At 69.6% G+C, this 21,381-nt stretch carries 19 protein-coding genes and 2 pseudogenes; 9 read left to right on the top strand and 12 right to left on the bottom strand.

Annotation, left to right across the window (positions count from 1 at the left end; all coding sequences use genetic code 11):
- Window positions 1-304: 304 nt before the first annotated feature.
- The 3 genes and pseudogenes from KM933_RS40725 to KM933_RS30155 form a co-directional block, all read right to left on the bottom strand.
- Window positions 305-478, bottom strand: a pseudogene (locus KM933_RS40725) (IS1380 family transposase); the annotation flags it as partial.
- A gap of 235 nt (window positions 479-713) precedes the next feature.
- Window positions 714-1,061 carry a hypothetical protein gene (locus KM933_RS30160; RefSeq protein WP_221358055.1) on the bottom strand — a complete coding sequence of 116 codons (348 nt, stop codon included), beginning with the start codon at window positions 1,059-1,061 and terminating at the stop codon, window positions 714-716.
- Between the two features lie 23 nt (window positions 1,062-1,084).
- Complete coding sequence (locus tag KM933_RS30155; protein WP_221358054.1) at window positions 1,085-1,477, bottom strand: peptidase inhibitor family I36 protein; 393 nt, start codon at window positions 1,475-1,477, stop codon at window positions 1,085-1,087.
- A gap of 1,433 nt (window positions 1,478-2,910) precedes the next feature.
- Here KM933_RS30155 and KM933_RS30150 point away from each other — a divergent pair.
- Both KM933_RS30150 and KM933_RS30145 read left to right on the top strand, forming a co-directional pair.
- Complete coding sequence (locus tag KM933_RS30150) at window positions 2,911-3,471, top strand: CchlQ (RefSeq protein WP_221358053.1); 561 nt, start codon at window positions 2,911-2,913, stop codon at window positions 3,469-3,471.
- 86 nt (window positions 3,472-3,557) lie between these two features.
- A pseudogene (locus KM933_RS30145) lies at window positions 3,558-4,097 on the top strand (exonuclease domain-containing protein); the annotation flags it as partial.
- A 67-nt stretch (window positions 4,098-4,164) separates the two neighbouring features.
- On the opposite strand, the gene KM933_RS30140 reads toward KM933_RS30145, so the two are convergent.
- The 5 genes from KM933_RS30140 to KM933_RS30120 form a co-directional block, all read right to left on the bottom strand.
- Complete coding sequence (locus KM933_RS30140; RefSeq protein WP_221358051.1) at window positions 4,165-6,324, bottom strand: bifunctional serine/threonine-protein kinase/ABC transporter substrate-binding protein; 2,160 nt, start codon at window positions 6,322-6,324, stop codon at window positions 4,165-4,167.
- A gap of 120 nt (window positions 6,325-6,444) precedes the next feature.
- Window positions 6,445-7,296 carry a hypothetical protein gene (locus tag KM933_RS30135; RefSeq protein WP_260334373.1) on the bottom strand — a complete coding sequence of 284 codons (852 nt, stop codon included), beginning with the start codon at window positions 7,294-7,296 and terminating at the stop codon, window positions 6,445-6,447.
- Between the two features lie 371 nt (window positions 7,297-7,667).
- Entirely contained in the window at window positions 7,668-8,591 is a 924-nt protein-coding gene (bla, locus tag KM933_RS30130; protein WP_308013593.1) for a class A beta-lactamase, read from the bottom strand.
- 158 nt (window positions 8,592-8,749) lie between these two features.
- A complete protein-coding gene (locus tag KM933_RS30125) occupies window positions 8,750-9,820 on the bottom strand; it encodes an MBL fold metallo-hydrolase (RefSeq protein WP_221358048.1) in 1,071 nt (356 codons plus the stop codon).
- 83 nt (window positions 9,821-9,903) lie between these two features.
- The gene (locus tag KM933_RS30120; protein ID WP_221358047.1) at window positions 9,904-10,842 is read right to left on the bottom strand and encodes a serine hydrolase; all 939 of its coding nucleotides are present in this window, start codon (window positions 10,840-10,842) and stop codon (window positions 9,904-9,906) included.
- 123 nt (window positions 10,843-10,965) lie between these two features.
- On the opposite strand from KM933_RS30120, the gene KM933_RS30115 reads away from it, so the two are divergent.
- Window positions 10,966-11,934, top strand: coding sequence for a LysR family transcriptional regulator (locus KM933_RS30115; protein WP_308013592.1), 969 nt, complete (start codon window positions 10,966-10,968; stop codon window positions 11,932-11,934).
- Window positions 11,935-12,047: 113 nt separating this feature from the next.
- Here KM933_RS30115 and KM933_RS30110 read toward each other — a convergent pair whose 3' ends face one another.
- On the bottom strand, window positions 12,048-12,575 hold the full coding sequence (locus KM933_RS30110; RefSeq protein WP_221358046.1) for an EF-hand domain-containing protein: 528 nt from the start codon (window positions 12,573-12,575) through the stop codon (window positions 12,048-12,050).
- 394 nt (window positions 12,576-12,969) lie between these two features.
- On the opposite strand from KM933_RS30110, the gene KM933_RS30105 reads away from it, so the two are divergent.
- The 3 genes from KM933_RS30105 to KM933_RS30095 all read left to right on the top strand — a co-directional run bounded on the left by KM933_RS30105 (window position 12,970) and on the right by KM933_RS30095 (window position 15,955).
- A complete protein-coding gene (locus tag KM933_RS30105) occupies window positions 12,970-13,356 on the top strand; it encodes a hypothetical protein (protein ID WP_221358043.1) in 387 nt (128 codons plus the stop codon).
- 11 nt (window positions 13,357-13,367) lie between these two features.
- On the top strand, window positions 13,368-14,432 hold the full coding sequence (locus KM933_RS30100) for a cobalamin-independent methionine synthase II family protein (protein ID WP_221358060.1): 1,065 nt from the start codon (window positions 13,368-13,370) through the stop codon (window positions 14,430-14,432).
- Between the two features lie 434 nt (window positions 14,433-14,866).
- Window positions 14,867-15,955: an amidinotransferase gene (locus KM933_RS30095; RefSeq protein ID WP_221358041.1), complete on the top strand. Its 1,089-nt coding sequence runs from the start codon at window positions 14,867-14,869 to the stop codon at window positions 15,953-15,955.
- Here the strand turns inward: KM933_RS30095 and KM933_RS30090 are convergent.
- Entirely contained in the window at window positions 15,943-16,161 is a 219-nt protein-coding gene (locus tag KM933_RS30090) for a hypothetical protein (protein WP_430727388.1), read from the bottom strand. The two genes, KM933_RS30095 and KM933_RS30090, sit on opposite strands and share 13 nt — an antisense overlap.
- Before the next feature lie 481 nt (window positions 16,162-16,642).
- On the opposite strand from KM933_RS30090, the gene KM933_RS30085 reads away from it, so the two are divergent.
- A complete protein-coding gene (locus tag KM933_RS30085) occupies window positions 16,643-17,689 on the top strand; it encodes a Clp protease N-terminal domain-containing protein (RefSeq protein ID WP_221358039.1) in 1,047 nt (348 codons plus the stop codon).
- A 254-nt stretch (window positions 17,690-17,943) separates the two neighbouring features.
- Here the strand turns inward: KM933_RS30085 and KM933_RS30080 are convergent, their stop codons facing one another.
- Window positions 17,944-18,468, bottom strand: coding sequence for an RICIN domain-containing protein (locus KM933_RS30080; protein WP_221358037.1), 525 nt, complete (start codon window positions 18,466-18,468; stop codon window positions 17,944-17,946).
- Window positions 18,469-18,733: 265 nt separating this feature from the next.
- Between KM933_RS30080 and KM933_RS30075 the strand changes: the two genes are divergently transcribed.
- Both KM933_RS30075 and KM933_RS30070 read left to right on the top strand, forming a co-directional pair.
- A complete protein-coding gene (locus tag KM933_RS30075) occupies window positions 18,734-19,609 on the top strand; it encodes a helix-turn-helix domain-containing protein (RefSeq protein ID WP_221358035.1) in 876 nt (291 codons plus the stop codon).
- 665 nt (window positions 19,610-20,274) lie between these two features.
- Window positions 20,275-20,529, top strand: coding sequence for a Rossmann-fold NAD(P)-binding domain-containing protein (locus tag KM933_RS30070; protein WP_221358033.1), 255 nt, complete (start codon window positions 20,275-20,277; stop codon window positions 20,527-20,529).
- A gap of 51 nt (window positions 20,530-20,580) precedes the next feature.
- On the opposite strand, the gene KM933_RS30065 is transcribed toward KM933_RS30070, so the two are convergent.
- Complete coding sequence (locus tag KM933_RS30065; protein ID WP_221358031.1) at window positions 20,581-21,279, bottom strand: SDR family NAD(P)-dependent oxidoreductase; 699 nt, start codon at window positions 21,277-21,279, stop codon at window positions 20,581-20,583.
- Window positions 21,280-21,381 lie beyond the last annotated feature (102 nt).

Here is a 21,381-nt window from a genome sequence, read left to right as displayed (position 1 = left end):
TGTCAATGAAACAAACGGAGTTGATTACCGGGGCGGGCGATGAGCAGGGAATCTGCCCTGAACCAGGAGTCGGAACCGTTCCCGGGACCGGAAAGCCGGGATGTGGTCTGGACGTGGGAGGGTGCGTACTCCTCGGATCCGAACCGACGGCACTGGGGCCTGGATGTCATGGCGGCAATGAGGCATGGGATGCCATGGCGGGGAAAGCCGCAGCGCGGGCGCTCCCGCCACGTCCGGAGCGGCCAGACCTCGACGAGCTGCTCCCGGTTGATCACCCGACGCTCCAACACCGCTTCGGATTCCGCATTTGGTTCTGCGTGGTGTCGTGCAGGGGCAGGTTGCGCAGGTCGGTGACGTGGGCAATGCGGGTGCGGCCCTCGGCCCTCACGCGCTGACGGTGCCGCGGTTCGAGTGCGGCGGTCAGGACGCCGACGGCATCGATGGCGAACGCGGTGAGGCGCAGGCCGTCGGCGGCGGTGATGCATCACGTCGGGCGCCCTGCAAGCCGACGCCGCGGCGTCACCGTCGTTGCGGTGTGCGTCTCATGCGGTGTGACAAAGGCCGTACGCCGCGCTGGGCGGCGTACGGCCGATCGTGCTCAGCCTCGGGCAGCTGTCACGTCACCTACGGCCGGCAGCTGCACCTCTCGGCACCGTCCCGCGGCAGCCGATTTTCGAGGTCCTCATGGAACTGATGTTCCTCAGGCGCCACAGTCAGAGGAAGCAGCCGGAGACCCAGCCCCGTACGGAGATACGGTAGTTGAACACGTTGTGCCAGACGTTGGTGGCCTGACCGTTCGGGCAGGTCACCACAGGCCCCGACGTGGCTTCGTACCAGTAGACGCAGTCCCCGTTCTGGGCCGTACCGACCCACCCTCCACCGGGTGTCGCGCGCATGTTGACGTTGGTTCCCTTGATGATGCTGATCGGGCCGCCCGGCGTACAGGCTTGGGCGGTGGCGGCTTGTGTCTGCGCCGGCGAAGCCGCTTCGGCGAATGTCGCTGTGGAGCCGAAGATCAGCGCGCATCCGAGTGTGGTCGCGGCGAAAGGACGTAGGGACAAGATTCCTCCATGCATCTCACGGATCAGTCTTTGGCCAGGCAGGAAACGCAGGCGGCTTTGAAGCTGTACGCGTTGAATCCGATGTCGGGATTCTCGGTGTGCGCCCGCACCGCGTGGGCCCTTCCGGTGCAGTTGTTGTTCGCGTAGAAGTACCCTTCCTGGCGGTGATAGTGAGCGTACGAACGGACGGAGCCGACGTGGGTTGTCAGATAACACCCGCCGGAAGTGAGATCATTGGTGTACGAGATCCCGCTTCCGCTGAAGCCGGCACCGGACCACCAGCAGTACGTTCCCTGGTTGCACGGTGCCGCGGTCGGTGCCGCCGATGACGGGGATGCGCTCAGCATCAGCAGAGCGGCCGCAGCGCCGGCGGTGAAACCCTTGGCCAGTTTCCTGGAGACCGTAAGCGAAGTCATTTCATTCCTCTTTCCGGGAGGACTTCAGCAGAAGTCGTGAGCGATGAAGCTCTCCATCTCGCCGTTCCGCCAAAGCTCGGGAATCCGCTGGTGCGACCGGACGCACCCCAAGAAACTGACAGCAGCCGTCCACTTGTGCCTCTCCGGTGAAGCCGGCGATCAGGCGGAAGCGGCCAGCAGCGCAGTGATGCCTGCTGCAGCCCTGGGGAGCAGGATTTCCCTCCCATGTGACGGTTGTCGTTGCGATGGCCGTACGGTGCTCGGCTTAAGAACTAGCAGCTCAGGATTGTTCGATTTCGGGGCACCGGCGCCGAACAAACAACTCGTGAAAAATGCGAGGGCAAGACCCCGTCGGGACCGGCCCGTCGGCGCAGCACTCGTAAGTCGACTCCGTCGAACAGCTCGTACGGCTTTCCGCGGCCCTCCTGGAGAACCGATGGAGGATCGTCGCCGTTGCCGTCGAAAGTGCGGATCCCGCCGGCCTCGGCCGGCCCGCGCCCCGCAGGGACATGAAGACCGGTTGGAGCAGAGCCGGGTCATCGCGGCCGCCGGCAGGACGGCGGACCGTACCGTCGTGATCTCTCTGCGGACCAGGTCCTGTCTCCCCGCCTCCTTGACTTCATACCGGTCGGGGAACGCGCAAGGGTGGTGCCCATGCCCCAGCTCGGTCACCGTCTCCGGTCCTTCAGGTTCACGTTCGGGCTTGCCCCGACCGGCTTCGCGGCATGCCAGGAGACAGGTACCCCCGCCCTGGAGCACGCCCTGGCCGATAGAGCCACGCTCTGCGGCATCCCGTGGAACCGGGTAACGGCTCATCGGTATCTGTTCGCCCCGAAGAGGTCCGGAACATGCCCGGCAGCCACCACCGACGGTGCGGGCCCGATGACCGGTGGGTCCGCTCCTGAAAGGCGGCCTTCCACGTGGTCAGGCCGCGCGGCGCGGAACGGGACGGAAGCGAACAGCAGCGCCGGGAAGGGACGGTCCTGCGTAGATTTCCGGCCGGAATGGCATGGGCGCCTTCCGTCCGCCAGTCCGCATGGCCGGCAACCTCCGTCCGGTGGAAGGCGACGACCGTGTCGGCCAGGGCGAGTCCGTCAGCTCTGCTGCGCGCGGTGGGTCCGGTCGTCCAGGGCAGGGGATTCGGTGAGCAGGACCTCGCCGCGGATGGCCTCGCCGGCCTTCGTCGCCGCCGCCTTCACTGTCGCAGCGAGGGCCGTTCCCGCCCGTGCGGGAATGGCTCCGTGTGACTTCGTCGATCACCAGCGGTTCTGGCTCACTTTCCGTGGAGGGCTGACTGAGTGTGAAGTCAGTGACGGGGCTGGCCCGGCCGAACAGCCGAGGCGTACTCGGTCGGCCCCGGCCGTCGGGCATGATCTGCTGGATGGGACGGCGCAGGGGCGCGCCCTTCCGGAACGGCGACGGGGGGACACGTTATGGAGTGGGGGACGCTGATCGCCACACTGGGCGGCGGTCTGATCGCGATAGCGGGCACGGTGCTTGCCGACCGCCTGCGGACCCGTCAGGAACACCGCCGCGGCCTTCAGGCGCGCCGCCGGGACGTCTACACGGAGTTCATCGCGGCGGCGGGCGCGGCCCACACCGAACTGCGCCGCCTCGCGCAGAGCGGCACCGAGGCGACCGACCTGGAGGAAGCAAGCCGCCTGGCGTTGACGGACGCCCGCATTTACGAGGTGCGCGAGCGTCTCTTCCTCGACGCCAGCGTCCAGATCGCGAGCGCGGGCCAGACCATGTTCGAACGCCTTCGCGCCCTCCGAAGGACGGTCGCCGCGGGCGCCGGCATCTCGACCCCCGCATTCCACGACATCTATCACCCCTACCTGGACGCCGTCTGGGCCTACCGCGAGGCCGTCCGCAACGAGTTGGAGGGCCACGCCCTCACCCCGACCGACTTCGGTTGGTCCGCATGGGACGGCCGCGAGCGCTGCCCGCACTGCGGGCAGCGCGGGGCGGACACGGCGCCCGAGCAGCGCTGAGCCTGCGCCAGCCACGAGCGCCAGGAACAGCAGACTTCCAGCCGGAGCACCATCTCTTCGGAGAGTAGGAGCGGCCTCCAACCGTCTGGGGGACATCGGGGCAGCTCCGAGAGATCGTGCAGATCGGCGCGCTGCGCTTGCGGGAGGACTGCGCCGTCGTCGAGGAGTACGAAGCGTTGGTACGACCTGTGGTAAATCCGCAGCTGTCCGCGTACTTCACCGAACTGACCGGTATCGACCAGGCGGCGGTGGACCGGGAAGGATTTCCCGCAGCAGAGGCGATCGGTGACTTCCTGGGGTTCTGCCGTGGGCAGTCAACACTCTCTTACGGTAATGACATGGTCGTCCTCGGGGAAAACGTGGGTTGGGCCAGAGCACGAGGAGAGGAAGTCGAGAACGGTTACCTCGCTGCCCACTTCCTGAATATCCGCCCCTGGCTGAACGCCGTCGCACCGCGGACGAAAACAGTCAACGCGGGTCGGCTGTGGCAAGTTCTCGGGCTCCCCGAACCCGCAGCCGGGAACGAGCATTCAGCGCTTTTCGACTGCTACTCCTTCGCTGCCGCCATAAAGCACGTGTGCGACACCGGAGCCGCCCTGCCCGAGGGGTGCTTGCAACGTCCGTAGGCGCATGAGGGCAGGGCCGGTCCGATCACGGCCTCACCGCCGCCCGGGCAGTCGTTGCCGAGGGCCTTCAGACCTCGGCGGGGTCCGTGTCCAGGAAGCGGAACCGTCCGTCTTTCGCCCGGTAGAAGAAGACGCCCCTGTCACCCGTGTACCAGCCGTTTTCCTTGTCGAAGGCGTACGGCTTCGACACTCCTTCGTACGTCGTCGTCCGCAGCACCGGCACCAGGTCCTGGCGGGACACGCTCTCCCGGTCCAAGCCCTCCACGCATGCGGCGATCAGCCGAACCGCGTCGTACGCCTCGGCGGCGAACGGCGGCGCGGCCGCCTTGAAGCGGTCACGGAACGCCTGCGCGAAGGCGCCCGCCGACCGTGCGGACGAAGGGTCGACCGCTGTGGACACGATCAGCCAGCCGTTGCTCGCCTCGCCCGCCTCGCGCAGGAAGCGCGGGTCGTGCGCGGCCTGGGTGGCGATCTTCGGACCCCGGTAGCCGGTCTGCGCGAGTGCGCGGGCGAAGGGGGCGACGTCCTGCCAGCCACCACCGTGGACCACGGCCCCGGGCCGCTTCGCCACCAGTTGTCGGGCGTACGCCACGTAGTCCTCGCTGCCCGAGGGGAGGGTCTCGGCGAGGACGTTCAGGTTGCCGCCGGTGCGCAGGCCCTCGCTGAGGAAGCGGGTGACCTGGCGGCTGTACTCGGTCTCGTTGTCGATGAGGGCGATGTCGTCCAGGCCGTGGATCCCGAGATAGCTGGAGACCGGGACCATCTGCATCGCGTTGTTCGGCCGGGCGCACAGGAACACCCGGTTGATGTGCCGGGTGTCCCCGTCCGTCACGCTGACCACCGACAGGGCGGCCTCGTCGTACGCGGTCAGCACCGCGCCCGCCGCCGCCGTGCTCGTCGCGCCCAGGACGGCGACCACCGAGGCGTCGTCCGTGAACCGCCGGGCGGCGGCCAGGGCCCGTGCCTCGTCGCCCCGGTCGTCCACCGTGGTCAGCTTCAGGGTGAAGGGGGCGTCCTCGCGGGCGTTGTGGGCGTCGACCGCCAGCCGAGCACCCCGGCTCTGAGCCCTGCCCTGGGTGCTCAGCGCACCGCTCAGATCCGCCTGGAGGCCGATACCCAGCACGGGGCGGGTTTTCGTCCGGCCGCTGTCGCCGCGCGAGCCGGTACCGCCGTCGCCTTTCCCTCCCGTAAGCCATGCGGTCGTTGCTCCGCCTGCCGCAAGGACCGCGCCGCCTGCCGCCGTATAGGTCAGGAAACGGCGCCGGCCGGGCGCGGGGGTTTCAGGTGCGGCGGGCCGGGTGTCCGCGCCCGCCTCGCTCCGGGGCGCGACGAACTGCGTCGACTCGATGTCCGGCAGACGCAGCATCTGGGTGGAACGGGATGCGATCAGATGGGTCACCGGGGCGGGCAGCCAGCTCTGTCCGGCCGTGTCCTGCGCCCACCGGGTCCGGATCTGCGCGGCCGTCGGCCGGGACTCCGTGTCCTTGGACAGACACGCCTGAACGAGGGGCAGCAATGCCGCAGGCACACCGTCCAGGTCCGGCGGGTCGTACACCGTACGGAACAACATCGCCTCGACCGGGCCGCTGCCGAACGGGCGACGGCCGGTCGCCGCGTACGCCAGGACGCAGCCCAGTGAGAAGATGTCGCTCGGCGGGCCGATCCGGCGGCCCTGGGCCTGCTCCGGAGACAGGAAGCCGGGAGAGCCGATGACCGCGTCCGTCGCGGTGAGGACGGTGTCGTCCAGGGCGCGGGCGATACCGAAGTCGATCAGTCGGGGCCCGTCCAGACCGAGCAGGACGTTGCCTGGCTTGACGTCCCGGTGCACCATCCCCGCTCCGTGCACCGCCTCCAGGGCCTCGGCGAGCATTCCGCCGAGGGCCCGCACGCTGCGCTCCGGGAGCGGCGACCCCGTCCCGACCGCGTCGCTCAGCGCGGGACCGGGCACGAACTCGGTCGCCAGCCACGGAGCCGGTGCCTCCGTGTCCGCGTCCACCACCGGAACCGCCCAGCGATTGCGGACCTGCCGGGCGATCGACACCTCGCGGCGGAAACGGGCGCGGAACGCCGCGTCGCCGGCGTACTCGGCCCGGATCAGTTTGATCGCGACGAGCGCGCCGCCCCGGGAACGGCCCAGCAGAACCACGCCCATCCCGCCGGCGCCGAGCCGGCCCAGGACGCGGTAACCGGCTATACGAGCCGGATCGGAGGAATGAAGCGGTTCCATCAACGCTGACGTCCCAACAAGGTGAGTGCGGTCATCCGGCGGTGGCGGACGCGCGGACGCGGGTGGCCGGTCCGCGGCGGTGGACCGCCCCGCCGGGGACCGGCCACCGCCCGGGGGCGGTCACTTCAGTTCCGTCTCGACCCGGTAGAGGAGCTTGGCGCCCGCCTCGGCCGCCAGCCGGAGGAGGTCCGTGGTCCCGTACCCCTCGGCCCCCTTGACCGAGACGGCGGTCGTCACCGGGCCGATACGGGACTTCGTCCACACGTACTCCTGCTGCCCGCCCGAACCGGGGCCGGTGTACTTGCCCGCCTCGAACAAGGTGGCGTCCGCGTTGTTGACGTCCTTCCGGTCCAGATGCATGGACATCAGACCGTCCAGCCGCTGCCCACCGCCGAGTTCCTGCCCCGGGCAGCGAAAGCTCTCCTGGACCGTGTCCTTCATCTCCCGGTCGGCGTCCTCGACCGTCCGGTGGACCGTCACCGTCACCGAACCCTGCACGCGGCCCCGGTCGCCCTTCGCCGGTACGTCGATCCCGCGCGTGTAACTGTCCAGGACGTGCCCCGGCATCCCGCCCCGCGACCAGACACAGGAATCAGCGAGAACCGGCCAGGTGCCCGCCGTCTCGTACGGGTCGTGTCTCACCATCCCGGGCGTCCAGTCCGCCGGTTCCAAGGAGGCGTTCCGGGTCAGCTTCCGGGCCTGCGAGGCGCTCTTGGGGACCTTCTTCGGATCGGGCGTGAAGTCGTACGCGTCGCCGCCCTCCTGCGGATCCGCCGAGGAGCCGGCGCTCGGCTCACCGCTCGCCTCCGCATCCGGGTTCGAGCCGTCCGACGGGTCGCCGCCGCCCCGCACCGCATCCTCGGCGCCGGCGCTCGCCGGGCGCCCGCCGCCCTCGCCCGTCCTCTCCGAAGCGGAGCCATCCCCGCCGCAGGCCGTCAGAACGGCGACGGCCGATACGGCGGCCGTCCCCATCACGACAGAGCAACGCACTGTATGGACAGATACCATGATTTACCCCCCTTGCCCTGTGCCTCGGGGTTCCCACAGACCATGCCTGATCTTCCCGACGCATGGCGATATTAGGCGCAGGACCGGCTCCGCGTCTGGGGACGGATACGCAGATCCCGGTGTGAGATATCCCCAGCGCATCCCGAGGACGGGCAAGGCGCGCCAGAGTTGGGCGCGGTCGAGGTCAGGGCCAGGGCCAGGGTCGGGGTCGGGGTCGGGTGAGCTTGCAGGGGTGTCCGCCGGCTGTTGGCGAGCGCGCCGGCGGAGCCGGGGTCGTGCCCGCCCCGTGGTCGCCTGGCTCGGGCTCCCGGCCGTGCGCCGATGAGCGTGACAGGTCACAGTTTGCCGAGGGCCTTGACCAGCGCGGTCGCCGTGGTCGCGATCACCTTGTCGTCGTGCGGGGTGTCGTCGAGGTTGCGGTTGGTGAACACGGCCAGGACGATCGGCGCGTTCGCCCCGGGCGGCCAGATGATCGCCAGGTCGTTGGCGGTGCCGTGGTTGCTCGCGCCGCCGGTGCCGGTCTTGTTGCCGACGGTCCAGTTCGCAGGGATGCCCGCCCTGATCCGGTCGGCGCCGGTGAGGCTGGCCTTCAGCCAGCCGACCAGTCGGGCCCGGTCGCGGGTGTCGAGGGTGGTGCCGGTGGTGAGCTCGGCGAAAGTCCGTGCGACGGCCGCAGGAGTGGTGGTGTCGCGCTTGTCACCGGGCTGCCACTCGGTCAGCCAGGGCTCCGGCCGGTCCAGGCGGCTGGTCCGATCACCGGTCGTGCGGAAGAAGTCGGTCAGCCCGCGCGGCCCGCCGATCTGCTTCAGCAGCATGTTGCCCGCGAACCCGTCGGACTTGGTGACAGCGGCGCGGCACAGCTGCGCGGACGTCATGCCGGTGTCGGTGTATTCGGTGGTCTCCGGGGAGTTCCCGGTCAGTGCGGCCATGTCGGCGGGGGTCCAGCGCACCACTTCGTCCATCAGCCCCGGCTCACTGGTGCGCGCCTTGTCCAGCACCGCCGCGCACGCGAACACCTTGAACGAGGAGTTGAACGGGAAGCGCTCGCCGGACCGGTGCTCGACCGTGCGGCCGGTTTCCAGGTCGACGCCCACCGCGCCGATCCGTCCGTCGTAGGACTTCTCCAGTGCGCGCAGCGTCTTGTGCAGCTCGGAGCGGGAGGAGGTGTTGCTCTGCGCCCGGGCGGCCACGGTGGAGGCGTGCGTGTCGCCGGTGGGAGCACCCGCTGCACAGGCGAGACCGCCCAGCAGGGTCGACACGGTCAATGTCGCGAGCGTCGAGCTCAGCCGGGAACGTCGTGTCCTACGGGAGCGAAGGTCAGGAAGCATCGAGGGACGTCCAATACCGGGTAGGGTGCCCACCTGCGGTCCCGGGGCGTGCTGCCGCACGCCCTCCGGGACCGCGGTGCGCACGGTGTTCATGTCCTTGGCGGGTCGGCGGCTTCCGGCCCGGCCGGGCCGGAAGCCGCCCACCGGCTCACGGGCCGCATGTCGCCGTCGTACGCGGTGCGGTAGTCCGGGACGACGATCCGGGTGGCCGGAGACGCCTTCTCGACCTGGGCGAGGAAGGCGTCGAGATCCATCGCCGGGTCACGGACCGGGGAACCTCCCAGCGGTCGCTCGAAGTGGTCCCAATGGACAGGGACGACGACACCGGGGTTGTCCAGGGCACTCAGCAGCCGGGGCACGTAGCGGTGGGTGGTGCCGGAACCGGAGGGCACGGCGACCATCGCGAGGTCGGGGCGCAGGCCCCGCACCGCCCGCTCGGTGAAGTCACTGGCCCCCATGAGGAATGCCGACGGGCCGCTCTGTCCGGCCGTGACGTGGAAGGCCAGGGTGTCCCCCTCGGGCAGGTCCCCGATGGTGGCGGGAACCGTCGCCGGCGGGGCGTTGAGCGTGCCCGGGGCGAAGTACGCGCAGTTCTTGTTGCGGCTGTGCAGGCTGGGTACGGCCTCGACGGTGACCGTGCCGACGTCCAGCACCTCGCCGCCCTTCACCACGGAGATCTGTGCAGGATCGACGCCGAGTGCGGTGAGCAGGTGGTACGTGGTCTCGGTGCCGATGACGCGGGCGCCGGTGGTCTTGGCGATGTACGGCACGTCACCGAGGTGGTCCCAGTGGGAGTGGCTCACCAGCACCAGGTCGGGACGTCCGATGTGCGCGTCGACCACTGCTGGGTCCGTTCTCAACCGGGTCCGCGGGTCGAGGCCTGCGTCGAACAGGCCGGTACGGAAACGGGTGAGGTAAGGATCGAAGAGCACGGTGCGGTCCCCCACGTCGATGCGCCAGCCCGCGGTGCCGAGCCAGCGGAACGACACGGAGCGGGCGGACCGGTCACCGCTCCGGCCGCGGCCGGCGGCTGCGGACGCCGTGGCCGGGATCAGCGGGGACGCCGCACCGAGTGCGGCGCCCCACAGCACCGTACGACGGTCCGGTCCGCGGCCGGAGGAACTGTCTGGTCCGTCCGAAACATGTATGTCCTGGGTCATGGTGTCAGCAGACCAGGGGATGAAGTCCGGTGTCCAAGACCGGAGTTCGACCCTTTCGATATGCGAACGCGTATGTTTCCTGGTCAGTGGCTGCCGTCGCGGAGGAAAGCCGCCGCGATCCCGGCGGCCCGGCCGATCGCCGCGTCCACCGTGGCACGGGAGGCGGTCAGGTCGTGCGTACGCGCGAACACCGCGAACGCGTAGCACTGGCCGTCCGGGTAGCGGGCGACACCCGCCTCCATGTGCAGCCCCGGCAGCGTCCCGGTCTTGGCCGCGACCGCGACGTCGTCCGGGAAGCCCGACACCAGCCGGTGGCGGAAGACCTGTTTGCCCATCAGGTCGCGTACGAGCGCACAGGCTTCCGGCGGCCCGGCGGCATCGCTCCAGACGAGCCCGAGCAGCCGGGTGATCTCGCGGGGTGTACTGGCCGTGGTGTGGCGGGGGTCCAGCACCGCCAGCCGTCTCTTCCTGTCATCCGGCAGGGCCGGGTAGCGCACGGCGAACTCCCTTTCGTCGCGCGCCCCGACCTCCGCGAGCATCGCGTTCAGCAGGTCTCGCGGACCTCCCACGATGCGTGTCCGCTCCAGCCCGAGTTCCTTCGCGAGCAGTCTCACGGTGTCCAGACCCACTCGGTCCAGCAGCAGATCGGCCGCCGAGTTGTCGCTGACCGACATCGCGAAGTACGCCAGGTCGCGCAACGACAGCTCGACGTCGTCCAGACAGCCGGCGGTGCCCCAGCCGCCGAGGCGGTCGGCCGGGCCCACCCGCACCCGCTCCCTCGGATCGAGCTGGTCGGCCACCACCTGCCGGGCGAATTCGAGCACCAGCAGTATCTTGAAGATCGAAGCGATGACGACGGCGTCATCGGCGCCCACGGCGACTTCGCTGACGTCCCGCCCGTCATCGGTCTTCCCGGTGACCGGTGTGCACGCTCCGACGGGGGCAGCGTGCAACTGCCCTCGCGCGCCCGCTTCGGCGAAGACCTGCCGGATCCGGTTTTCGGTCGCTGTCCGCGTGCTCATCACTGCTCATCCCTGGACATCGGTGTTCCCCGTCGAACATTGGTGTTCCCCGTCAACGGACGGCCGGCCGCAGACCGACCGCCCCGTCCCCCTCGCGGCGGCTTCCGCATAGAATCCTTGATCGTGGATCTCTTGCGCCACCTGCGTCTTTTCGTCACCGTGGCCGACGAGCTGCACTTCAGCCGGGCCGCCGAGCGGCTGGGCATGGCCCAGCCGCCGCTCAGCCAGGCCGTCCGGCGGCTGGAGAAGGAGCTCGGAGCCCAGTTGTTCGACCGCTCGCAGCGCGGTGTCCGGCTCAGCGCCGCCGGGGCGGCGCTGCTGGAGGAGGCGCACGAACTCCTCGCCCGGGAGAAGCGGCTGCGCACCCTGGCCCGCCGCGCCGCCGACGGCGGCCTGGGCACGCTGCGCGCGGGCGTACCGCCCGACACCACGGCCGCCGTGCTGTCCGCGCTGCTCACCGCCTGTGCGGAACACGCTCCGGAACTCTCGGTCGACCTGCAGGAGGTCACCACCGTGGAGCAGTTGCGTCTGCTTGCCTCCGGTGGCCTGGACGTCGGACTCGTGCACCACCCCGTCGACTCCACCGAACTCCGGCTCGGCCCCGGCATCTCACTGGACCTGGGTGTCGTCCTGCCACGCACCTCACCACTGGCCCGGCTGCCCGAAGTGGCACTCAGCGACCTCTCCGGCCACGATCTGGTGCTCTTCCCCCGCGCACACGCGCCCGACTGGCACGACCGCATCCTCGACGTGTGCCGCGCCGAGGGCTTCGTACCCGGCCGCCTCCGGCATGCCTCCAATCCCGAGTTCCTGCTCGCCCTGGTGACAGCGGGGCACGGGATCGCCTTCGACCAGGGACCGGTGGCACGCAAGGAGCCGCGCGTCGCCTGGTGCCCCCTCGCGGGCCGCCCCCTCACCCTGCGCATCAGCGGCGCCTGGCTCACCGGCCGTGGAGCACACCCTGCCGCCCGTCGCTTCGCCGAACTCGCCGCCGACGTCCTGGCCCGCCACCACACCGCGACCCCACGGCGCGGGGACACTGCCCTCCCACCGGACGACACCCCTCGTCCCTGGTCGGTCGTCTACGGCTGACCGTCCTGGCTTTGTTCACGGGACCCGGGATGTTGCGGCGCGGTCGGCGGTACCGGAGTGAACGGTGGAGGGGGCCTGGGCGGGCCGGCGTCGCCGGTGCACGTGCGCGTTGATCATTGCGCTGGGATGCCGGAGAGTGGCCTGCTGTACAGCGCCCTGCCCATGGGAGAGCCTTCGCCCGTGACGTGAGCGCGGATGGACGCGATGTAGTCGTCGCGGCTGATGCTGCCGTCGCCGTCGGTGTCCAGGGCGGTGAACGCTGCTTCGGCGTTGGCGGCCGGGTTGTTCAGCGCTGTGCGCAGCGCTGTGAACCCGTAGAGGTCGAGGGCCCCGTCATGGTCGGTGTCGGCGAGGTCGAAGAGTGCGCCGAGGACGGGTGCGCAGACGGTGTCGAACGCCTCGGCTCCGGCCCATGCCGCGTATTGGTCGAAGGTCATCTTTCCGTCGCCGTCGGCGTCCATCGACTCCCATGCCCGCTCGCCGAGGGTGCGTGCGGTGACGACGAGCCGGTCGTCGTCCTTGAGGCCCATCGCCAGTGCCACGTTCCTGGTGCGCGCCAAGTACTCCTCCCTGGAGACGATTGCGTCTCCGTCCGCGTCCAGCATGGCGAAGACGAGCTTTTGTGCGGCTGTCTGATCCATCGGGGTTCCTTCCTCACCGCGTTCGAGTGCGGGCGCTTCGATCCGAGTGGGGTGTCCTTGCCCCTCGGCCGCGATGATCAAGGCACCCGTTCGGGGGGCGTGGGGGTCTTTCCTCACGCGTACTGCGTGTGACGCGCCGATGGTGCGACTCAACACGCCGGAGACGGCAGAAGCGGCCTGGGGGTAGTTACAACCCTTGTGAAGGACACATCCCGTGGAGGGCACATCCCGTGGAGGACACATGTTCGGCAGGCACTGCACAGCAGTCGTGACGAGTTCTCTGGCCCTGGTGGCCGCGTCGGTGCTCTGGGCTCCAGTGGGCCAGGCTCATGAGCCGGTGCACCGAGAGAGCGTTCTGTGCACAGGCTCCAGCACCAGCACGTACGACCCGCCCTTGACCTTGTTGCCCCGCCAGACCCGCGTCCAGACGCGTGCCGGGTACACGTGCGCGGTTGCCCCCGGCCGGACGGTGCCGGCCACCGGCCATCTGGAAGGCAGGTCGCCGTCGGCGTCCTGCGTCACGGTGAACAGCCCGCGCCTTGAGGAAGTCGTGCGCTACGGCGACGGGAAACGGTCGTCGATCGCGTACGACAACAGCACCAGTGTCCGTGTCGCCGGCGTCCTCCTGGTCAGGCTGTCGGGCCGGGTGGTCGAGGGCCGCGGTGAAGGGCTGACGGCGCATCGGACCGTTGCCGCGCTCCCCGGCGAGCTACCCACCTCGTGCCTGTCGTCCGGGCTTCGGGGCAGCAGCGGTGAGGCACAGCTGGAGATCAAGTCATGAGCCGGACCGCGGTGGGCATTCCCACCGAACCGATCGGCAGCATCCCGCGACCCGCCGGGCTGCTCGCCGCCCTGGCGGACCATGCCGCGGGCCGGATCGGCGACGAGGAACTCCGTGCCGTCCAGGACCGCGCGGTCCGCGACACCGTCCGCCGCCTGGAGGAGATCGGCTCCCCGGTCGTCACCGACGGCGAACAGGCCAAGCCCAGCTTCGTCACCTACCCCCTGACCGGCCTGGACCGGCTGGCACCCGACGGCGTCGTCATCCCGTTCGCCGACGGGCACCGGCGGCAGCTGCCCCGCCTCACGGCCGGACCACTGCGCTACGGCGTGTACGCGGACCGTTATCTGCGGGCGGCGCTCCGGCACGCGGCCTCACCGGTGAAGCAGGCTGTCATCGCGCCGTCGGCGCTCAGTCTGCTCTACCCGGCCGACGGCATCGACGGATACCCCCGCGAAGCCTTCCTCGACGACCTGAGCACCGAGGCCGAAGCGGACATCCGCCGATGTCTGGACGCCGGTGCCCACCGCGTCCAGCTCGACTTCACCGAGGCCCGTCTCGCGCTGAAGCTCGACCCGGGCGGGGACCTGCTGGATGAGTTCATCGCTCTCAACAACCGCGTCCTGGAACGCTTCTCCACCACCGAACAGGCCAGGATCGGAATCCATACCTGTCCCGGCGGCGACCAGGACTCCACCCACAGCCTGGACGTCGACTACACGGCTCTGCTGCCCGCTCTCCTCCACCTCAAGGCCGGCGCCTTCTACATCCAGCTCGCCAGCGAGCCGGAACCGGACAGGGTCCTCGCCGTTCTTGCCGAACATCTCCCCGACCAGGCCCGGGTCTTCATCGGCGTCACCGACCCGATCGACCCACGTGTCGAAACACCCGAGGAGGTACGCGACCGCGTCCTGGCCGCCTCCCGTCACCTGCCCCCCGACCGTCTGGGCACCTGCGACGACTGCGGTTTCTCCCCCTTCGCCGACGACACCTCCACCTCCCGCGACACCGCCTTCGCCAAGATCAGCGCCCGTATCGAAGGCACTGCTCTGGCCACCCGCGAACTCATCGGCTGAGCGAGCCGGGCGCCGGTGCGTGTACAGCGTGCACAGGCGGCCTTCACCCTGCCCTGCGGGCAGGGTGACTTTCTTCGTGTCCCGGTCGATGGTGAAGGCGTCGCGGTGGACGCAAGGGCGTGGGTGGAGTCGGTGCGTTGCCGACCGTGTTCACGGATCAGGGCGATGGCCTGGAGCTCCTCCAGCTTGTCTTCCGTCTTGTCTTCCGTCGGCGTTCCCCGGCGGACGGTGCCACCGCATGGACAGCGGGCACAGCACGGCCGACGCCGGCCGGCGTGCAACCGGTCGGGTGGCGGGTCCGCGTTTCGCTCCGCACTGTATTGCGCCGTCACCATGAACGATGTGGCATAGCGGTATTCGACGGCGAAGGCGGCTGAGCAGTGACACCCGGACAAAAGCTCCATGCAGCGACAACGACAGCTGATGGCGACGCCGTGCAGCGGCTCGTGTCGCCGGTGTCCTCGCACACCGAGTGGGATCCCCTGGAGGAGATCATCGTCGGTCGTCTGGAGGGCGCGACGATCCCCTCCGGCCACGACGTGGTCACCTGCAACGTCCCGCCGTGGGCGGGCCGCTTGCAGGGTCTCGCGGCCGGCTTCCGCTATCCGCGGCTGCTCGTGGAGAAGGCACAGCAGCAGATCGACGGCTTCGTCGATCTGCTTCAGTCCCTTGACGTCACCGTCCGGCGCCCTGACGCGGTCGACCACCGGCGGCGCTTCGGCACCCCCGACTGGACCTCCCGCGGTTTTTGCAACACCTGCCCCCGCGACAGCATGCTGGTGATCGGCGACGAGATCATCGAGACGCCGATGGCCTGGCCCTGCCGGTACTTCGAGACGCACTCCTACCGCCCGATCCTCAAGGACTACTTCCGCCGTGGAGCGCGCTGGACCGCGGCGCCCAGACCGCAGTTGACGGACGACCTGTTCGACCCCGACTTCACGGTCCCCGGCTCCGGCGAGCCGATGAGGTACATCCTCACCGAATTCGAACCCGTCTTCGACGCCGCAGACTTCGTCCGGGCCGGCCGGGACCTGTTCGTCACCCGCAGCAATGTCACCAACCGCATGGGCATCGACTGGCTGCGCCGCCATCTCGGACCGGAGTACCGCATCCACGAGATCCCCACCCGCTGCCGCACGCCCATGCACATCGACACCACCTTCGTCCTGCTCGGTCCAGGCAAGGTGCTCGTCAACCCCGAGTACATCGACGTCGACAGCCTGCCCCCCGTCCTGGACCCCTGGGACATCCTGATCGCGCCCGAGCCCGAGCCGATCAAGGACCGGCTGCTCAAGGTCACGTCGATGTGCGGCAAGTGGCTCAGCATGAACGTCCTCATGCTGGACGAGAAGCGGGTGATCGCCGAGCGGCACCACACCGGCATGCTGCGCGCCCTGGAGAAGTGGGGCTTCGAGCCGGTCCCCTGCGACCTGCTGCACTACGCGCCGTTCGGCGGCTCGTTCCACTGCGCGACCCTCGACGTCCGGCGCCGCGGCCCCCTGCAGTCCTACCTCGACTGATTCACCCGGGGCGAACCGGCGTCCCTGGTGCGGTCGGGCAGGTTCGGTCGGGCGAGCAGCCCGGCGGTGGGGGGTCGCATGACCTGCTGCAGGTCGCGGTGCAGGCGGTCGGCCTCCGCGCGTACCTGCCGGGGGATGTCCCCGCGCTCGGCGACGAGCCGGCTGTAGATGGGGGTCTCCTGGAACACAGTGCGATCCGCCTTCACTCGGGTGAGCGTTCAACAATACGCGTGCACGCCCCGACCCTGTGTCGAGGGTCGCGAGGGACAGACCGAGGGTGAAGCCGCAGGTCGGCGGGTGCGGTGGCGCTCGGACCGGCAGCCGGCTCGCGGGCGACGGTGCCGATCTCACCGCTGCTGCAGGCGATGCGGATACCGGAAGGTGCCATACCGCTGGCCTGCCCGAGGACATCGAGCCTGCGGGGGCAGCGGCCGTGGGACTCGCGGCCGTCAGCGAGGGAGGGCGCGGATCTCGCGGTCGGCGCGACGGCTTCGCGGCGGACGCGGGCGTTGCCCGGGGCGAACAGCAGGACGTCCTCCTCCAGTGCCTCGCACTGGGCCTCAGAGTCGGACACCTCGGTGGCACGGACCTGTTCGGCGTGGATCCGTCCTGGGGCGGATGCGGTATCCGCTCTGGTCGGACAGGCTGTGGAGCGGCACGACAAGAAGCAGGAAGAGGGAAGACCGCATGGAAGCGATCAAGGAGCCCGACTGGAAAACCGTGGGGGTCCTGGGGGCCGCCCGCGGCGCCCGGGCGACCGCAGAGGATCCCATCGGGACCGAGCACCTGCTCGCCGCGCTCACCACGTCCGAGGGGACCGCACGCGAAGCACTCGCGGACGAGGGCGCGACCAAGGTCGCACTCCTCGCGGTGCTGCGGGACAGGGAGGGCCGTGACGACGCCTGGAGCGGTGACGACGGTGTCGACGCGAGCGTGGTCGCGACGGACGTCCTGGGGGACGACGGCGACCGGCGCGTCCGCTTCACGGGTGGTGCGGCCAGGGCGCTGACCGCGGCTATGGAACACGCCCGACGGGAAGGCGCGTCGAAGTTCGGCGCCGTTCACCTGTTGCGGGGCCTGCTGGAGGGCGACAACCGTGCGGTGGAGACGCTGGCTGTGTGCAAGGTCTCACCGCAGGCCGTACGCGCCCGTCTCGATGGTGACGCCGGGAGTCCGGAGAAGGAGGACGACCTCAGCCCTCTGCTGCACGCCACCCGGGACGCTCTCCTCGGCCGCGGCCACTACCGTCACATGCCTCTGTGGAAACGGTGGCTGATCAAAAGCGGCGGGGTCAACTGGGCGTCGACGCCGGTCGAATGGGTCAGGCAGGAGAGTTATGAACAGGCACGTCGTCTTGGCGACGGCGCAGCAGGCACTGAGCACGTCCTGCTGGCGGTCCTGGCCACCCACGAGGTCGCGCTCCGGTACCCGCATCTGGCGAAGGTGGAGGACTCCGCCGCCGACACCCGGTTCGCGGGCGGTGGGCGACTGGCCGGCCTGGGCCTCAGCCATGCGTCGGTGCACGGCGTCCTGACCGGCGGGCGCGTCCCCCTGGCGGCCGACGCGCGGCCCGTCGAGCAGTACTTCGGCGAGATGACGGGTCCGGGGACGATACCGGCGGCCGGCGCCACGGCACCCGACGCGGGCACCGGTCCACTGGTCGCGCTCCTGCTGGAAGAGGAGACGCGGGCCCGGCAACTGGTCGACGTACTGACCACCGCCCCCGGCCACTGACCTGGCGGGTGCCGCGGACTCCACCCCGTCCCCCGCGCCCGCTGCCTCCCGCTCCCGCCGACGTGCCTGCTCCGGGGTTCGTTTCCGTTCTCAGCGTTCGTTCTTCGCGTCCGCACCGGCGAGCGAGAGCCTGCGCGAACCGCCGCAGAGCGGAGGACGGGCGGCTGTTGTGTGGACAGGCGGACATGGAAGCCCCCTCTCAGTGAAATGGTGCGGGGAGCGGTTCGATTACACCGGCTCGAACGTCTCCGAACTCAGCGCCATGCCTGGTGGTGCTGCCAGTTGCAGGAGAACGTGCGCAGGTTGCTGACGTTTCCGTGGTCGTCCAGACACCGGTTGGTCGCCACGTTCTTGACCTGGATGGCGCCGCCCTCGTACCGGGCGATCCGCCACTTCTGGAAGTCGGTGGCGTTGCAGGAGAACGTGCGCAGGTGACTGACGTCTCCGTGATCGTCCAGACAGCGCCCGGTCGCCACGTTCTTCAGGACGCGGGTGTCGCCACCCGTGTTGTGGACCTCCCACTTCTGGAAGTCGGTGTTGTTGCAGGGGAACGTACGCAGGTTGCTGACGTTTCCGTGGTCGTCCAGACAGCGCTTCGTCGCATCGTTCTGGAAGGTCTGGCGCGGTGCGAGCAGTGCCGTGGCGCCGGATGGGGCATCGGTGCCACGGGGCACCGCCTCCACCGCGCCGAGGCTCACCGCGGTGAGGGAGAGAACTGCCAGACCCGCGGTCAGGAGGCGAGAGGTCGTACGAGAGGGCAGTGCAGCGTGTGCACGCATGTCGGAGTTTCCTTCCAGTGAGGGATGGGACGGCCTTCGACCGGCGCACGCCGGCCTGGCCTGGATCGCCGATGCGCTCACCCTTGAAGGTGATCTCAGCAGTCGGTACGCCGAGTTTGCCTCGTTAGATGCCTCTATGACCATGCGATCCCATTTGCTTCGGTGATGTCGGGATCCATACATTCCTGACCTGCTGGGACGCCCCTGTCCCGGGATGTGACGCAGCCAGCGGGACACCGCTTCCACACCCTCGGAGACCACTGCGATGACCAACCGGCCACCCGCGCATCCCTCGCCCGCACGTCAGCTGGGACAGGCACTTCGCGAACTGCAGCAGCGCTCGGGTCGCACCCTGCGCGCCCTCGAACAGCAGGTCGCCATCAGCGACTCGTCGCTCTCCCGATACTTCCGCGGCGACACCGTCCCGCCCTGGCCTGTCGTCCGCGACCTGTGCAGGGCGCTGGGCGCCGACCCGGCCGGGTACCGGTCGCTGTGGGAAGCCGCCGAACGCACCCGCCCTCACGAAGCCCCGAGCGCCTCCACCCCTGACCCCACCCCGGCGAGCACACCGCACCCCACGGCTTCCCCGCGGCGGCACCACATGCGGGCACTCCTGGTCGGCCGCTGGGCCTTCGCAGTCGCCGGAGCCGCCACGGGGGCAGTAATTACCCTCTTTGTCCTGCTTGCATTGAGTGAATCCCCCGCCGTACCTCCGGTGCAGGGTTCAGCCGCCGAACTGCAGAGTGCAGGCACCTCCCCGTCCAATACGCGTAAACCGCCACCCATGGCCCGGATCTTCGTCAGCAGGACCACCGGAAACTGCCTCGACGACAGCCTCGACTACGGGCTGCGCTCCTTCAAATGCAACCACCTGCCCTACCAGTGGTGGACCGTCCGCTCGCTCTCCGACGACTCCCGCCAGCTCCGGAATCAAGCCACCGGAAGGTGCCTCGCCGACACGCGCACCGGTCTGCGCATCCAGGACTGCACCGTCTCTCCCGCCCAGCGTTGGACTTTGAACGCGGGCGGCGACGAGGCCGTCACGGTCAAGAACACCGTGACCGGACACTGCCTCGACGACAGCGACGCAGGCCTGCGCACCCTGCCCTGCACCGGCACACGGCACCAGGCATGGGGCTGACGACGCAGCACCAGGCTTCCTCGGTCCCACGCCGAGGAACCCGAGAACCGGCCGTGCCTGCCGTGCCTGTCATGGCTGCCGTGCCTGTCATGCCTGCCCAGTTCCACGGACACCTCGCCTGCGGCATCCTGCGCAGACGTCTCGGTCTTCTTCGGCGGGCCCGGCTGCGCTCCCCGCCGTGGAAGGTCCTGCAGACGCCGGACGCCGGACGGTGCACTCGGTCGGGTGCATCCCATGTCCCACGGCTGGAGCGAACCGCGCCGTGCGTGCGCACGTACGGACAGACGTGGAGCCCATCCAGGAAACGCACCTGTCCGAGCTCGGCCTGCAACCCCTGCCCACCGCATCACCTGCCGAGATTTCGCAGTCCTACTGTGGGGAGGCCATCGCTCTCCATCCGACAGGGTCATCGTTCCGGTGCGGTGGCGGGTGGAGATGCCGTTTCCCCATCCCGGCAACGTCCATGAGCCGGATGCGCTCGTCACGTGGGGCGGGTGCGGCGCTGGAGTGTGCTCAGCCGTCGAGCCTGGCGGAGGTCGAGGACGGTGACGAGGTGGTGGCGGTTGCCGGGCGACCCGTCAGCCGACGCTGCCTGGAACTCCTCGTCCCTCGCATGGATTACCGTTGATATTTCTGCGATCCACTCCTTCACCGAAAGCCTGCGCGTGCAGCTGTTCAAGAGCAACGTCCAGGTGACCGAGCTGATCCCGCCGGCCACCCGGACCACGCTGATGAACCGGCAGAACTCCGACGTCGCCATGCCCCTTGAGGACTTCCTCGACGAGGTGATGAGTCTCCTGGAAGCCGACCCCGAGGCCGAGCAGATCCTGGTCGAGCGCGTCAGGTGGCAGCGCAACGCCGAGGCCGAGGGCCGCTACGCCGATGTCCTGGGCGTACTCAGCGGCCGTTACCGCTCCTGACCCCTGTTCCTGCCCGTCGTTTCATTTCCGGCACATCGAGCCGGACCGGTCTCAGGACCAGGCCATCTCGCCGTGGCGGGAGACGAAGCGTCCGGTGCCGGCACCGGGTTCCTCGGTGGCGAGGGCGACGATCGCGTCCGTGCCCTCGGTGACGGTCTGGAAGCCGCTGTGGGCGTTGAAGTCGGTCGCGGTGTAGCCGGGGTCGGCGGCGTTGACACGGACGTCCTTCAGTGCCTTGGCGTACTGCGTGGTCAGCATCGTCAGTGCCGCCTTCGAGGACGTGTACAGCGGCGCCAGGACGTGCGACTCGGGCCGGGTGGGGTCGTGGGTGAGAGCGAGGGAGCCCATGCCGCTGCTGACGTTGACGATGACGGGGTCCGCCGAGCGGCGCAGCAGCGGCAGGAACGCGGTGGTGGTGCGGACGACGCCGATGACGTTGACGTCGAGGACGGTCAGGGCGTCGGCGGCGGTGAGGTCGCTGGGATCGCCGAGCGGACCGTGCACCCCGGCGTTGTTGATCAGGACGTCGATCCTGCCCTCGTGTTCGGCGACGTCCGCGGCCGCGGCGGCCACGGACGCGTCGTCGGTCACGTCGATGGGGACGTACCGTGCGCCGAGCGCTGCGGCGGTCTCCTCGCCCTGCTCACGGTTGCGGGCTCCGAGGAGCAGGGTGTGGCCGTGCTCGATCAGGCGGCGGGCGGTCTCCCGGCCGAGACCCTTGTTGGCTCCGGTGATGAAAGTGATCGTCATGCGTTCGACAATGGTCCTGGGCGAGCGGGTGGGCCAGGGACGCTTCGACGGTAGGAGGGCCAGTACCACCCTGGCGTCCACCGGCATCGTCCCGGATGCAGG

The organism is Streptomyces beigongshangae (genome assembly GCF_019710745.1).
In the GTDB taxonomy this organism is placed as follows: domain Bacteria; phylum Actinomycetota; class Actinomycetes; order Streptomycetales; family Streptomycetaceae; genus Streptomyces; species Streptomyces beigongshangae.
The sequence above is the reverse complement of the archived record's forward strand: the minus strand, read 5'-3'. Positions and strand labels throughout refer to the sequence as shown.